Origin of the sequence: Seohaeicola zhoushanensis, from assembly GCF_014656415.1 — a bacterium.
In the GTDB taxonomy this organism is placed as follows: Bacteria; Pseudomonadota; Alphaproteobacteria; order Rhodobacterales; family Rhodobacteraceae; genus Seohaeicola_A; species Seohaeicola_A zhoushanensis.
In genome coordinates, this window is record NZ_BNCJ01000007.1 from 61,062 (window position 1) to 74,461 (window position 13,400).

14 protein-coding genes are annotated in these 13,400 nt (G+C 65.9%); 9 read left to right on the forward strand and 5 right to left on the reverse strand.

Annotated features, from left to right (window positions below; genetic code table 11):
• Positions 1–16: 16 nt before the first annotated feature.
• The 5 genes from IE266_RS13605 to pyrF all read left to right on the forward strand — a co-directional run bounded on the left by IE266_RS13605 (position 17) and on the right by pyrF (position 7,643).
• Complete coding sequence (locus IE266_RS13605) at positions 17–1,024, forward strand: AAA family ATPase (protein WP_189680644.1); 1,008 nt, start codon at positions 17–19, stop codon at positions 1,022–1,024.
• Positions 1,021–1,896 carry a DUF58 domain-containing protein gene (locus IE266_RS13610; protein WP_189680645.1) on the forward strand — a complete coding sequence of 292 codons (876 nt, stop codon included), beginning with the start codon at positions 1,021–1,023 and terminating at the stop codon, positions 1,894–1,896. The genes IE266_RS13605 and IE266_RS13610 overlap by 4 nt, the downstream gene beginning before the upstream one ends.
• Complete coding sequence (locus IE266_RS13615) at positions 1,893–4,670, forward strand: DUF4159 domain-containing protein (protein WP_189680646.1); 2,778 nt, start codon at positions 1,893–1,895, stop codon at positions 4,668–4,670. Before IE266_RS13610 ends, IE266_RS13615 begins: the two co-directional genes overlap by 4 nt.
• Positions 4,667–6,715 (forward strand): hypothetical protein, encoded by a 2,049-nt coding sequence (locus IE266_RS13620; RefSeq protein WP_189680647.1) that lies wholly within the window; start codon positions 4,667–4,669, stop codon positions 6,713–6,715. Before IE266_RS13615 ends, IE266_RS13620 begins: the two co-directional genes overlap by 4 nt.
• Before the next feature lie 232 nt (positions 6,716–6,947).
• A complete protein-coding gene (pyrF, locus tag IE266_RS13625; RefSeq protein ID WP_189680648.1) occupies positions 6,948–7,643 on the forward strand; it encodes an orotidine-5'-phosphate decarboxylase in 696 nt (231 codons plus the stop codon).
• A gap of 198 nt (positions 7,644–7,841) precedes the next feature.
• On the opposite strand, the gene IE266_RS13630 is transcribed toward pyrF, so the two are convergent.
• Complete coding sequence (locus tag IE266_RS13630) at positions 7,842–8,249, reverse strand: NUDIX hydrolase (RefSeq protein ID WP_189680767.1); 408 nt, start codon at positions 8,247–8,249, stop codon at positions 7,842–7,844.
• A 105-nt stretch (positions 8,250–8,354) separates the two neighbouring features.
• On the opposite strand from IE266_RS13630, the gene IE266_RS13635 reads away from it, so the two are divergent.
• The 4 genes from IE266_RS13635 (at position 8,355) to IE266_RS13650 (ending at position 11,355) form a co-directional block, all read left to right on the forward strand.
• Positions 8,355–8,960, forward strand: a complete 606-nt coding sequence (locus IE266_RS13635; protein ID WP_189680649.1) for a ParB/RepB/Spo0J family partition protein — start codon at positions 8,355–8,357, stop codon at positions 8,958–8,960.
• A 97-nt stretch (positions 8,961–9,057) separates the two neighbouring features.
• A complete protein-coding gene (locus IE266_RS13640; protein ID WP_189680650.1) occupies positions 9,058–9,570 on the forward strand; it encodes a thermonuclease family protein in 513 nt (170 codons plus the stop codon).
• Between the two features lie 101 nt (positions 9,571–9,671).
• Positions 9,672–10,754: a GmrSD restriction endonuclease domain-containing protein gene (locus IE266_RS13645; RefSeq protein WP_189680651.1), complete on the forward strand. Its 1,083-nt coding sequence runs from the start codon at positions 9,672–9,674 to the stop codon at positions 10,752–10,754.
• Positions 10,741–11,355 carry an MAE_28990/MAE_18760 family HEPN-like nuclease gene (locus IE266_RS13650; RefSeq protein ID WP_189680652.1) on the forward strand — a complete coding sequence of 205 codons (615 nt, stop codon included), beginning with the start codon at positions 10,741–10,743 and terminating at the stop codon, positions 11,353–11,355. Before IE266_RS13645 ends, IE266_RS13650 begins: the two co-directional genes overlap by 14 nt.
• Before the next feature lie 25 nt (positions 11,356–11,380).
• On the opposite strand, the gene IE266_RS13655 is transcribed toward IE266_RS13650, so the two are convergent.
• The 4 genes from IE266_RS13655 to IE266_RS13670 form a co-directional block, all read right to left on the reverse strand.
• Entirely contained in the window at positions 11,381–11,875 is a 495-nt protein-coding gene (locus IE266_RS13655) for a hypothetical protein (protein WP_189680653.1), read from the reverse strand.
• Complete coding sequence (locus IE266_RS13660; protein ID WP_189680654.1) at positions 11,860–12,195, reverse strand: hypothetical protein; 336 nt, start codon at positions 12,193–12,195, stop codon at positions 11,860–11,862. Before IE266_RS13660 ends, IE266_RS13655 begins: the two co-directional genes overlap by 16 nt.
• A complete protein-coding gene (locus tag IE266_RS13665; RefSeq protein WP_189680655.1) occupies positions 12,192–12,608 on the reverse strand; it encodes a hypothetical protein in 417 nt (138 codons plus the stop codon). The genes IE266_RS13660 and IE266_RS13665 overlap by 4 nt, the downstream gene beginning before the upstream one ends.
• Positions 12,609–12,849: 241 nt before the next feature.
• Positions 12,850–13,400: hypothetical protein (locus IE266_RS13670; protein ID WP_229864108.1), on the reverse strand; the 551-nt coding region annotated here is incomplete at its 5' end.

A 13,400-nucleotide genomic window follows, 5' to 3' on the forward strand; every position in this document is an offset into this window, starting at 1 on the left:
CCCCGAAAGGAAAGTCATGTCCCAACCCGCAGATCTGGTCGCCGAGATCGAGGCGCTCGAAGCCAAGCTGGCCGAGGCCAGGCAGTCGATCACCCGCCGATTCATCGGGCAGGACCGGGTGGTCGAGCTGACGCTGACCGCGCTGCTCTGCGGCGGCCACGGGCTGCTGATCGGCCTGCCGGGGCTCGGCAAGACCCGGCTGGTCGAGACGCTCTCGACCGTGATGGGGCTGAACGGCAACCGCATCCAGTTCACCCCCGACCTGATGCCCGCCGACATCCTCGGCTCCGAGGTGCTCGACACCGCCGCCGACGGTTCGCGCCACTTCCGCTTCATCGAGGGGCCGATCTTCTGCGAGCTGCTGATGGCGGACGAGATCAACCGCGCCAGCCCGCGCACCCAGTCGGCGCTGCTGCAGGCGATGCAGGAACGCGTGGTAACGGTGGCCGGCGAGAACCGCCCGCTGGGCCGCGCCTTCCACGTGCTGGCCACCCAGAACCCGATCGAGCAGGAAGGCACCTACCCGCTGCCCGAGGCCCAGCTCGACCGCTTCCTCGTGCAGATCGACGTGCCCTACCCCGACCGCGCCACCGAGCGCGACATCCTGCTGGCCACCACCGGTGTCGAAGAGGACGAGGCGGTGCAGGTCTTCACCCGCGACGAGCTCTTGGCGGCGCAGGTGCTGCTGCGGCGGATGCCGGTCGGCGATTCGGTGGTCGAGCTGATCCTCGACCTGGTGCGCGCCTTCCGCCCCGACGAGCCGGGCGCCTCGGACCGGGTCCGCGATACCGTCGCCTGGGGCCCCGGCCCGCGCGCGGCGCAGGCGCTAATGATGACGGTGCGCGCCCGCGCCATGCTGCAGGGCCGCCTCGCGCCGAATGCCGAGGACGTGATCGACATGGCCCGCCCCGTGCTCAGCCACCGCATGGCGCTGAACTTCGCCGCCCGCGCGCGCGGCGACAGCCTCTCGGCGCTGATCGAGGAGACCGCGCGCGGCCTGACCCGCGCCGAGGCCGCGGCGTGACCAACCCGATCACCCTGCGCGAAACCGCCGAGGCCGAGGCCGGGCGGCTGCCGCCGCTGCTGGCCCGCGCCAAGCAGCTGGCAGGCACCGTCCTGCTGGGCGAACACGGGCGGCGCCGCGCGGGGCTCGGCGACAATTTCTGGCAGTATCGCCCGGCCCAGCCCGGCGACAGCCGGCGGATGATCGACCATCGCCGCTCGGCGCGCGGCGATCAGCAGTTCGTGCGCGAGCGCGAATGGCAGATCGCGCAGTCCGTGATGCTCTGGGTCGATCAGGGCGCCTCGATGCGCTTTGCTTCGGACAAGCATCTCGATTCCAAGATCGACCGCGCCCGCCTGCTCGGGCTGGCCACCGCCATCCTGCTGGTGCGCGGCGGCGAACGGGTCGGCCTCACCGGCACCAGCCTGCCGCCCCGGCGCGGCAACGACCAGATCGCGCGGCTGGCGCAGACCCTGGCGGTGGATGCCCCGCAGGACTATGCCCCGCCCGAACACCGAGCGATGATCCCCCATGCGCGGGCGGTCTTCATCTCCGACTTTCTCGGCGATATCGCCGAGGTGCGGCTCGCGCTGACCAAGGCCGCCGACCGCGGCGTGCGCGGGATGCTCCTGCAGGTGCTCGACCCCGCCGAGGAGCATTTCCCCTTCCGCGGCCGGACGATCTTCGAAAGCGTCGGCGGCACGCTGAAACACGAGACGCTGAAGGCCAACGAGCTGCGCGACCGCTATCTCGCCCGGCTGGCGGCGCGGCGCGACGAGCTGACGGGCCTCTGCCGCACCACCGGCTGGCAATTCGGCATCCACCACACCAGCGAGAGCGCGCAGGCGGCGCTGCTCTGGCTCTACCGGGCACTTGACGGGGGCACGCGATGACGGTTCTCGGCGGTATCGGCTTCGCCTCGCCCTGGCTGCTGCTGGGGCTGCTGGCCCTGCCGATCCTCTGGATCATCCTGCGGGCGATCCCTCCGGCGCCGATCCGGCGGCGGTTTCCCGGCGTGGCGCTGCTGCTCGGCCTGAAAGACGACGAGAGCGTCACCGACCGCACGCCCTGGTGGCTGCTGCTGCTGCGGATGCTCGCCGTGGCGGCGCTGATCGTGGGACTTGCCGGCCCGGTACTGAACCCGCGCCAGGCCGAGGACGGCGCCGGGCCACTCTTGATCCTGCTCGATGGCAGCTGGGCCGGGGCGACCCATTGGGACGACAAGACCCGCCTGATCGACACCCAGCTGACCGAGGCGGGCCGCGCCGGGCGCACCGTGGCGATCCTTCTGCTCTCCGCCCCGGAAACGCTGGTGTTCCAGGCCGCGGACGCCTGGAAGACGCGGCTGCCGGGCCTGATCCCGCAGCCCTGGTCCCCGACCGAAACCCAGCTGGCCGAGGTGAGCGCGGCGCTCTCCGGCCTGCCCGCCGGGGTCGAGACCTACTGGTTCGGCGACGGCATCGACTATCCCGGCCGCGAGGCCCTGGCCGAGACGGTTCTGGCGCGCGGTCCGCTGCGGGTGTTCCAGACCGGCGGCCCGGTGCTGGGCCTCGCCCCGGCGACCTTCGCCGATGGCGCGGTGCAGCTGACCGCCCGCCGCTCGGACAGCGGGGCCGAACGCGAGATCACCATTCTTGCCCAGGGCCGCGACCCGGCCGGCAATGCCGCGACGCTGGGCCAGGCCACGGCCACCTTCGCCGCCGGAGAGACCGCCGCCGAGACCGCGCTGGCCCTGCCCGCCGAACTGCGCGCCCGCGTCACCCGCTTCGAGATTGCCGGCCAACGTTCCGCCGGCGCGCTGAGCCTGACCGACGACGCCCTGCGCCGCCGCGAGGTCGCCCTGATCGCCGGTCGCGACGACCGCGAGGGCCTCGAACTGCTGGCGCCCCTGCACTACCTGCACCAGGCGCTGGAACCCACCGCCGACCTGCTCGACGGCGCGCTGATGGACGTGCTGCCGGCCAACCCCGACGTGATCGTCCTGGCCGACGTGGCCACCCTCTCGCCCGCCGAAGAGGCAGCGCTGACCGAATGGATCGAGAAGGGCGGCATGCTGCTGCGCTTCGCCGGCCCGCGCCTTGCCGCCAGCGACGTCTCGCGCATCGACGAACACCCGCTGATGCCGGTGCGCCTGCGCGCCGGCGGCCGCACCGTCGGCGGCGCGATGAGCTGGGGCGAGCCCAAGACGCTGGCCCCCTTCCCCGAAGGCTCGCCCTTCCACGGCCTGCGCGTCTCGCCCGACGTCACCGTCTCGGCCCAGGTCGTGGCGCAGCCCGACCCCACCCTCGCCGACCGGGTGATCGCCGCGCTCAGCGACGGCACCCCGCTGGTCACCCGCAAGATGCTCGGCCAGGGCCAGGTCGTGCTGTTCCACGTCACCGCCAACGCCGAATGGTCGACCCTGCCGCTCTCGGGCCTCTTCGTCGAGATGCTCGAACGCCTCGCCGTCTCCTCGGCCGCCAAGGCCCCCGGCGCGGATGACCTGGAAGGCACCACCTGGACCCCGGTGCAGGTGATGGACGCCTACGGCGCCCTCTCCGACGCCAGCACCCTGCCCGGCGTGCCCGGCCCGGTGCTCGCCGAGGCCCCCGTCGGCCCCGATCTGCGCCCCGGCCTCTACCGCAGCGAGGACCGCCGCCTGGCCCGCAACGTGCTCACAACCGAGACCGAACTGACCCCCGCCGCCTGGCCCGATGGCGTCCCGGTCGAGGGGCTGACCGTCACCGAGGAACTGCCTCTCGGCGGCCTGCTGCTGGCCCTCGCGTTGGTGCTGCTGGCCGCCGACGTGGTTGCCGCCCTGGCGCTCTCCGGCCGCCTTACCGGCGGCCTGCGCGGCACCGCCGCGGCGCTGGCGCTGCTGGTCCTGCTGCTGCCGCCGCCCGCCCAGGCCCAAAGCCAGACCGCCGATGACGAGGACTTCGCCATCGCCGCCAGCCGCGAGCTGATCCTCGCCCATGTGCTGACCGGCAACGCCAATATCGACGACGTGGCCCAGGCCGGCCTGCAGGGCCTCTCCGACACGCTGTTCTTCCGCACCTCGGTCGAACCGGGCGAGCCGATGGGCGTCGACCTCGAACGCGACGAGCTGGTGTTCTTCCCGATGCTCTACTGGCCGATCACCCCCGACCAGCCGACCCCCTCGGCCGCGGCCTATGCCCGGCTGAACGAATACCTGCGCTCGGGCGGGCTGATCCTGTTCGACACCCGCGACGCCGACATCGCCCGCTTCGGCGCCTCCAGCCCGAACGGGCGCAAGCTGCAGCAGCTGGCCGCCCCGCTCGACATCCCGCCGCTGGAGCCGCTGCCCGCAGACCACGTGCTGACCCGCACCTTCTACCTGCTGCAGGACTTCCCCGGCCGCCACTCCGGCCGTGACCTCTGGGTCGAGGCCTCGCCGCCCGATGCCGAGCAGATCGAGGGGATGCCCTTCCGCAACCTCAACGACGGCGTGACCCCGGTGGTGATCGGCGGCAACGACTGGGCGGCGGCCTGGGCGGTCGACCGCAACGGCGGCGCGCTGTTGCCCGTCGGGCGCGGCTATTCCGGCGAACGCCAGCGCGAGCTGGCCTACCGCTTCGGCGTCAACCTGGTGATGCATGTGCTCACCGGCAACTACAAATCCGACCAGGTCCACGTGCCTGCGCTTCTCGACAGGCTTGGCCAATGACCGGCGAACTCCTCTTCGACCCGCTGATTCCCTGGCCCGCCGTCGCGGCGCTGGCCGCGCTCGCCACACTGGCGGTGGCGCTGGCGGCCTGGCGCGGGCTCTCGGGCTGGGGGCTGCGCGGGCTCGGCGCGCTGGTGATCCTTGGCGCGCTCTCCGGTCCGGTCTACCAGGAAGAGGACCGCGCGCCGCTCTCCGACATCGTCCTCCTGCTCGAGGACAAGAGCGCCAGCCAGATGCTCTCCGACCGCCCGGCACAGACCGCCGAGGCCGCCGAGGCCCTGGCCGCCCGCCTGGCCGAGCGCCCGAATACCGAGGTGCGCCGCGTCGAGGTGCCCGACGGCGAGGGCGACGCCGGCACCCAGCTGATGACGGCGCTCAACACCGCGCTGGCGGAAGAGCCGCGCGCCCGCATCGCCGGGATCATCGCGCTCTCGGACGGCCAGGTGCATGACACCGATCTCGCCCCCGACCTGCCGGCGCCGCTGCACCTGCTGATGACCGGCCATTCCACCGACTGGGACCGCCGCCTGATCGTGCGCAACGCCCCCGCCTTCGCCATCATCGGCGAGCCGGTGACGCTGACCCTCCGGATCGAGGACAGCGGCGCGGTGCCGCCCGGCAGCCTCTCGGCGGCGCTGCAGATCGCCGTCGACGGCGGCGCGCCGCAGAGCTTCACCGTGCCGGTCGGCCAGGACATCGATCTGCCCGTCACCCTGCCCCACGGCGGGCGCAACGTGCTGCAATTCACCGTCGCCACCGCCGAGGGCGAGCTGACCGACCGCAACAATACCGCGCTGATCCAGATGAACGGCGTGCGCGACCGCCTGCGGGTGCTGCTGGTCTCGGGCGAGCCGCATGCCGGCGGGCGCACCTGGCGCAACCTGCTGAAATCCGACAGCTCGGTCGACCTCGTGCATTTCACCATCCTGCGTCCGCCCGAGAAGCAGGACGGCGTGCCGGTGGGCGAGCTCTCGCTGATCGCCTTCCCGACCCGCGAACTCTTCCTCGAGAAGATCGACGATTTCGACCTGATCATCTTCGACCGCTACCGCCGGCGCGGCATCCTGCCAGCGCTTTACCTCGAAAACGTCGCCCGATACGTGCGCGACGGCGGCGCGGTGCTGGTGGCGGCGGGGCCCGACTTCGCCACCGCCGACAGCCTCTACCGCTCGCCGCTGGGGGCGATCCTGCCCGCCTCGCCCACGGCGCGGGTGATCGAGGAACGCTTCCGCCCCAAGGTCACCGATCTCGGCCACCGCCACCCGGTGACCGCCGATCTCGCCGGCGGCGAAACCTGGGGCTCCTGGCTGCGCCAGGTCGACGTGACCCCCGACCGCGGCACCACGGTGATGACCGGCGTGGAGGACCGCCCGTTGCTGGTGCTCGACCGCGTCGAGAAGGGCCGCGTCGCACTGCTCGCCTCCGACCATGCCTGGCTCTGGACCCGCGGCTACGAGGGCGGCGGGCCGCAACTCGACCTGCTGCGCCGGTTGGCGCATTGGATGATGAAGGAGCCCGAACTCGAGGAAGAGGCGCTCTGGGCCGAGGTGGTGACGGGCCAGACCATGCGCATCATCCGTCGCACCCTCGGCGACAGCGTCGGCCCGGTGACGGTCACCCGCCCGGATGGCACCACCGAGGAACTGGCCCTGAACGAGGTGGCGCCGGGCCATTACGAACGGCTCTACCAGGGCCCCTCCATCGGCCTCTACCGGCTCAGCGAAGGCGAGCAGAGCTCGGTCATCGGCCTCGGCCCCGCCGCCCCCCGCGAGTTCGAGCAGACCGTGGCCTCGGATGCGGCGCTGCTGCCGGTGATCGAGGCCCGGCGCGGCGGCAGCCTGGCGCTGGAAGACGGCCTGCCCAGCCTGCGCGACGTCCGCGAAGGCCGCCCCGCCGCCGGGCGCGGCTGGATCGGCCTCACCCCGCGCCAGGCCTACGAGACCCGCGACGTCACCCAGATGGCGCTGCTGCCGGCCTGGCTGGTGCTGCTGATGGCGGCGGCGCTGATCGTCGGCGGCTGGCTCCGCGAGGGCCGCCGCAGCTGAGATCACGCGGCGGTTCAAGCGGCAAGGAGGGCCGCGCGGTCCCACTTTCAGCGCCGAGGCCGGATGCGAGCATCGCGCCCCTGCTTCTCTTCTTTCCAAATATCTCCGGGGGGCTGCCAAAGGCGGCGGGGGCAGCGCCCCCATGCGCCCGCTCCGCCCGCGGATCGCCCGCTTTCCTCTCCCCGGCTTTTCCGCTATGGCCCCCCAAACCCCATCACAGGAGTGCCGCCCGATGTCCGATGACCGCCTGATCGTCGCCATGGATGTTCCCGACGCCGTGCAGGGCCTGGCCCTGGCCGAGCAGCTCGGCGATCTCGTCAGCTTCTACAAGATCGGCCTCGGGATGCTTACAGGCGGCGGCCTCGGCCTCGCCAACGAGCTGAAGCAGGAACAGGGCAAGCGCATCTTCCTCGACATGAAGCTCTTCGACATCTCCGCCACCATCGAGGCGGCGGTCCGGGGCATCGCCCGCTTCGACCTCGACTTCCTCACCGTGCAAGGCGACCCGCATGTGGTCAGGGCCGCGCGCGAGGGCGCCGGCGGCTCTGGCCTCAGGATCCTCGCCGTCACCGTGCTCACCTCGCTCGACCGCGCCGACCTCGACGCCGGCATGATCGTGCCCGGCGATGTCGCCGAGATCGCCCTGGAACGCGCCGCCCGCGCGCTGGCCGCCGGGGCCGACGGGGTGATCGCCTCCCCGCACGAGGCCGCCGCCATCCGCGCCCTGCCCGAGGCCGCGGGCAAGCTCATCGTCACCCCCGGCGTCCGCCCCCTCGGCAGCGCCGCCGGCGACCAGAAGCGCATCGCCACCCCGGCCATGGCCATCTCCGCCGGCGCCGACCACATCGTCGTCGGCCGCCCGGTCTGGGCCGCCCCCGCCCCCCGCGCCGCCGCCCAGGCGATCCTCGACGAATTGCGCTCGGTCTGAGGCAAACCACAAGATCTGCGCCAGGACCGACCCTGTGCCCGCAAAAGCACACGCAATGCGTGTACCTTGACCTAAGGGCAATCGGTACTTTGCGCAGGCGTGATTCTCGGCGACCCTGATCCCGAGACACTCCCCCGACGGGCTTTCTCTTCCTGTGGCCCGTCACCTTCCCCCGCCGATGACGCGGGGGTTTTCTTGTCAGCCGCCCCGTTCGCTCAGGTAATGCCCCACCCGGGTCACGAAATGCGGAATCGCCAGCGGGTCGCGCCCATAGGCCTCGGCCGTCATCAGCCGCCAGCCCTGCCCCTCGTCGCCGAAGCGGATCTGCCCCGCCAGCGCCCCCGGCATCTCCGCCGCGAAGAAGCAGACCGTGCCGTTGCTCTGCCGATACGACCGCGCCCAGACCAGGTCCGAGGCCGCCAGCACCAGCCCGACCTCCTCGCGCGTCTCGCGCAGCACGCAGGCCTCGGGGCTCTCCGCCCCTTCGCGCCCGCCGCCCGGCAGGTCCCAGCGTCCGGGCCAGGGGATGTCCGGCTTCTGATCCCGGCGGATCACCAGCAGTTCCCCGCCCAGGAACAGCGCCAGCTTTGCACCCCTGAACTCCATGCCCCAGATATGGCCGCCCCGGCCCGCCACCGCAACCGCCGCGCGCCGCCTTCACCGAACCTTCATCGAAACCGCGCAGCCTCTGCACCGCTTCCCGGAGGCCCCATGCGCATCCCACTCGACCAGATCGACCCCCACGCGCTCCTCCGCGACCGCTCGCTCCTCGACGCCGAGGCCTTCGAGGAGCTCAAGCGCTCCATTGCCGCCACCGGCCTGCGCCAGCCGATCGAGGTCTTCGCCACCGGCAATACCTTCGGCCTGCTCTCCGGCTACCGCCGCCTCGCCGCGGTTCGCGCCCTGCACGACCTCACCGGGCAGGAGAAATACGCCACCATCGAGGCCCATCTCCGCGACCCCGACTCGCGCCAGGCCGCCCTGGCCGAGATGGTGGCCGAGAACGACATCCGCCAGGCGCTCTCGCCCTGGGAGAAGGCCGCCATCGCCACCGCCGCCACCGCCGCCGGGCTGTTTCCCACGCTCGACCTCGCGCTCGCCGGGCTCTACCCCCACGCCGCCCGCCAGAAACGCGCCAAGCTGCGGGCGGTGGCCGAGGTGGTCGAGGCGCTCGACGGCCTGCTGACCGACCCGGAGACCCACTCCGAATCCCGCCTCCTCCGCATGTCAATCCCCCAAAGCCTTTGTTTTCATGGAATTATTGGCTTTTGGATAGCGGTCTTCTACCCAGTTTTCTGTAACCACTTAGAAGGATAGCCGCCTTTTTAATCACTTCGGACGGTTAAAACGCCTCGCCGATGACCCGTCCTGACTTCGCCCCAAAGCCGCCGGATTCGTCAGGCATCAAGGCCCGATGATGAAGCTGCTACCATCCCGCCGCCGCCGGCGCATCCTGCCGCGCAACCTGTCCATCCTGCCGATGTTCGGTATCCTGGCGGTGGTGGCGGTCGGCAACCTTTGGAGCGACGGGCGACCGGACGGGCAACAGCCGCGCATCCTGAACGGTGGCGGCGCATGGGGCGGCGGCGGGTCGGTATCGACCAAGACCGCCCGCACCACTCAACCGGGTTCCCGTCCCGGCTCTATCCTGCTCGACCGCGTTACCCGCGTCCGCGACGGCGATACAATCGTTGTTGGGCTGGTGCCGGTCAGGATAGCCAATCTGGACTGTGCGGAAGCCGGAAGCGCGGCAGGCGACCGGGCGACCGCGCAAATCTCGCGCATCGTCGCCGGCGTTCAGTTGCGCTGCACTCTTGAAGGCCGGCGCAGCTATGATCGGGAAGTCGGCGTTTGCGCCCTGCCCGATGGTCGCGACATTGGCGAAATGCTCATAGCGGGCGGTTACTGCCAGCGGTGGCGCGGGTAGCTACCGCCCGAAAACTAACTCAGCAGACGCACGCTATGAGCACAGTTGCATGGGTGCTGGAGCGGCACTAACATGCCCCAAAATGGAAGGATTTACCTGTCGTGAGTGATAGCACCCCCCAAAACCAAGAACGAGGAATCCGGACTTCGGCAGTTGATTTCTCGTTTGGAGAACTTCTGAACCTGCATCGCGACGCAGAGATAATTATTAGACCCGAGTATCAAAGACTTTTTCGTTGGTCGAACGAACAACGGTCCAGATTGATTGAGTCAATCGTAATGGGACTTCCGATTCCTCCAATATTTCTAATTGAAAACGATGATGGGGTGCTTGAACTAATAGACGGCCTACAACGAACAAGTTCAGTTCTTCAATTCTTAGACCATGCAGCAATTGGGCAGCCCGAGTTAATCCTCCAGGGGTGTGACTTCCTCGAAAAGCTCAACGGGCAAACGTTCAGTTCTATCGACACCGTACTGAAACTAAAAATAAAGCGGACGCCCATCAGAGCGACGATTATCAATAAGTCTGGCGACGCGTTTGTGAAATATGAACTGTTCAAAAGGCTGAACACAGGGGGCTCCCTTCTTTCGGCCCAAGAAATCCGAAACTGCTCGTCCCGAATGATCGAAGGCGGAACCGAATTCTATGAACTGATTCAGCGACTGGCGACGAATGAAGATTTTTCGAACGCAACCTCCAGATTGCCCATCACAATGATCGAGCAGCGGGCGAACGAAGAGTTGGTTCTGAGGTTCTTCGCCCTAGTCAATGCGAGAGACGGCTTTCGCGGGAATATCGAGGAATGGCTCGATGGATATATGGAAGATATCCTATTTAAGCGCGTAGGGTTTGATTTCCAAGCAATGGAAGAACTTTTTGTTCAAACCTTTTCTAACATCAACGCGAAACTTCAAGACCAAGCCTTTACCAGATTCAACTCGCATGGCGAGCCAACTGGACGCTTGGCTCCCGCCTACTTTGAAGCCGTTTGCTCGGCTTTTGTTGCTCACGCGGCCCAAATTCAAGAGCTGACACCGGAATTGGTGCTTGCGCGACTGAAAGTCGCGTTTGAGAGTGAAGACTTCAAGGGCGCGACTGGTCCCGGCGCAAACACCATACCAAAGCTGCATCAAAGAATCGCTGTCGTATCGGATTACCTTTGTGGCAATGTCCCCACTTGAAATTATTTCTCAGGATTTAGACTGGCGCGAAGCTGAACTCGGCTCTCTAAAAGTTTTGTTGATTCGAAGGGACACGACGGACCTCCAAAAGTTGGTATTGCTTCGGGCGTGCTGGGCATTGCTTTACGCCCACTATGAAGGTTTCGTCAAAACCGCGATGACAATCTTCTACGATGAAGCGCGGAAGAGAGTTCAAAATTGCGGTTCATTGCCAAAACTAACTAGGCTTTTTGCTCTTGAAAGGATGCTTAGACAACTTAAAGGGTTGCCGCCAATAGATTTTTTGACTGAAATTGAGGACTTCGTTAACGCTCACCACGCCGGAAAACCCACATTTCCGGAAGTTGAAACCAAATCGAATCTATGGCCGAACGTATTCTCAGAGATTCTTGATGTGGCGGACCTAAGTGTTCCCTCCCTAGAAACTCACAAATTCCTAATTAATACGCTCGTCTCAAGAAGGAATAACATCGCCCACGGCCAGCGCGATCTCATTACTGACATTTCTTATTATCGCAGTCACGAAACGGCCGTTTATGACTTGATGTATGAACTATCATATAGCATTGACGAGAGATTACGAAAGGCGCCCTACGTTTGAAACATCGCCAGAACCGCGAAAATAATTAACCAAAATTTAATGGCCTCAACATCTCATCGAAATCTGCTCCAAGTTCATAAAAATCCGTCTCGCGATCACCTGGCAGTTTCTTGCCAGCCATTCCAATCAGATTAGCATAGACAGACTGACCGCCACGGCGCTTAAGAGCATCCAGGAACTCGACTGCGGCATTATAGCCGTAATGGTCGCGGTCGAAAATCCGGCCCAACACGTCCGAATGGGTCTGGCTGATAAGTTCAAGGTCGAATCCTTTAACGATCAGCAAAATTTCGAAAAGCCCACGTCCGGTCAGAGCCAAGCGTCTAACCCCGTGCGCATCATCCATCCAACCGAGCGATTTGGGCATTAGCGCGTTGTCGAACACCACCGGCCCAACGGCGCGCTCGCCAACGAACTGCCGCGCCTCCTTTAACGACACCGGAGAGAACATTGCAATTTCTCGGAAATCATCGTGCCAGAGGATCGCCGGGCGCGGTTGAGTTATCAGGATTGGTTGCATTCGACGTAGCCCCTATAAATTTGCGCTGCTTCGGGTGTGGTTGCGCCGACCGGAATAGCCGGCGTCGGCTCAAGATCAAGGGCTTTGCGGAGCCATTCCGGCATGTCGGGAATCTCAAAATTCCCTTCCCGTCCAGCCGCATAGGACGCGCCCTTACCATGCTCCGCTTCATAGTCGGCGATGGCTGCTTTGCTGGCGTTGCGCCACCGCTGATAGGCCGCGCGCTCGGCATCATCCAGCCGCCAGAGTGGCAACCGACCCTTTGCCTTCACCAAGGCTTCAAGCCTTTCCAGATGCGATGCGAGCGCGGCAATGGTCATCGCACATCGCCCGTAAGCATGGCTTCCAAAAGCTTAAGCCGGTTGTTAATTTCGCCAATCTCGCTAATCTCGGTCAGGCTCTTGAGCGCAACGGCAATATCCTTCGCCTCAACGGTCGATATCTCGCCGTCAATCATCTGGGCCATGACTTCTTCCGGGGTGACGCCATCGAGTTCAACGACTCTACCGCGCGGCAGGATGCGTTCAAGCACGAAACAAATTGCTTGCCAATCGCCAGATGCAAGCTTTGACTTTAGCTGATTAATGGCGTCATCACTCATTGATTTAACGGATTGAAGCGCGGTGTTCGAAACGCGGTTCTTACTGCCGCGCGGTCTACCGGGATTGCCCGGCGCGAATTTTCCGTTTGGCAGGTGAGTGACCACCGTAGAGATACGTGAATTATCGTTCATTGCATTTTATCCTGTTTGTTCAGACGAAGTTAATTGTAGAGCCATGTTCACGGACCCATTCGGCAACCGCAGCGGTATCGTAATGAACAGCCTGAGTTTTGCCGAAAGGACGAGGAAACCCCATAACCTTTCGGCGATAATACAAGCACTGGCGCGAACACCCCAAGGCTTTGAATATCTGCCTGCTAGTCAACGTTGGACCGGCAGGCAGATAAACGACTGGTGGAAGACCGACGCTCATTTAGCGACCGGTCAGCGCGGACCAAGCCTCATCGGGGCTGCGTCCGGTGGCAGCCGCCACGACTGCACAGAGCTGGCTAATTGAGGCGGCAATTTCGCGTTGGCGGTCGGCGATTTTCTCTTGGTTTTTAAAGAAGTCGGCGACGAACTCGGCAGTCTTGGCAGTGTCCAGGCCCGACGCCAACGGGTCGGAAAGGCTCGGCGATACAGCGAAAATAACGTTCGACCGCTTGCCTTCGATAATCGCTTTCGTTGCGTATTGTTCATACACAAGGTTCCAACCTTCTTCAGGCAGTTCGACGAAGCCCTTCAGATGAAGCAAACAAGCCAAAGCATCCGCGCCGGCAGTTTTGACCTTCGCCAATACTTCCTTCGGTTCCATGACGCACCATTCGCCTGTCAGGACGGTTGAGAGCGACGCCGGCGCGACGGCGTGGGGCGTGGTGAAGTCGGCCCGGATAGATGCGGCGTCCCTTTTCCAATCCAACACAGCCGACAGAAGCCCGCGAACCGGGTTTGCAAGCACTCGCCGGGCCATATCCCAAGCGGCAA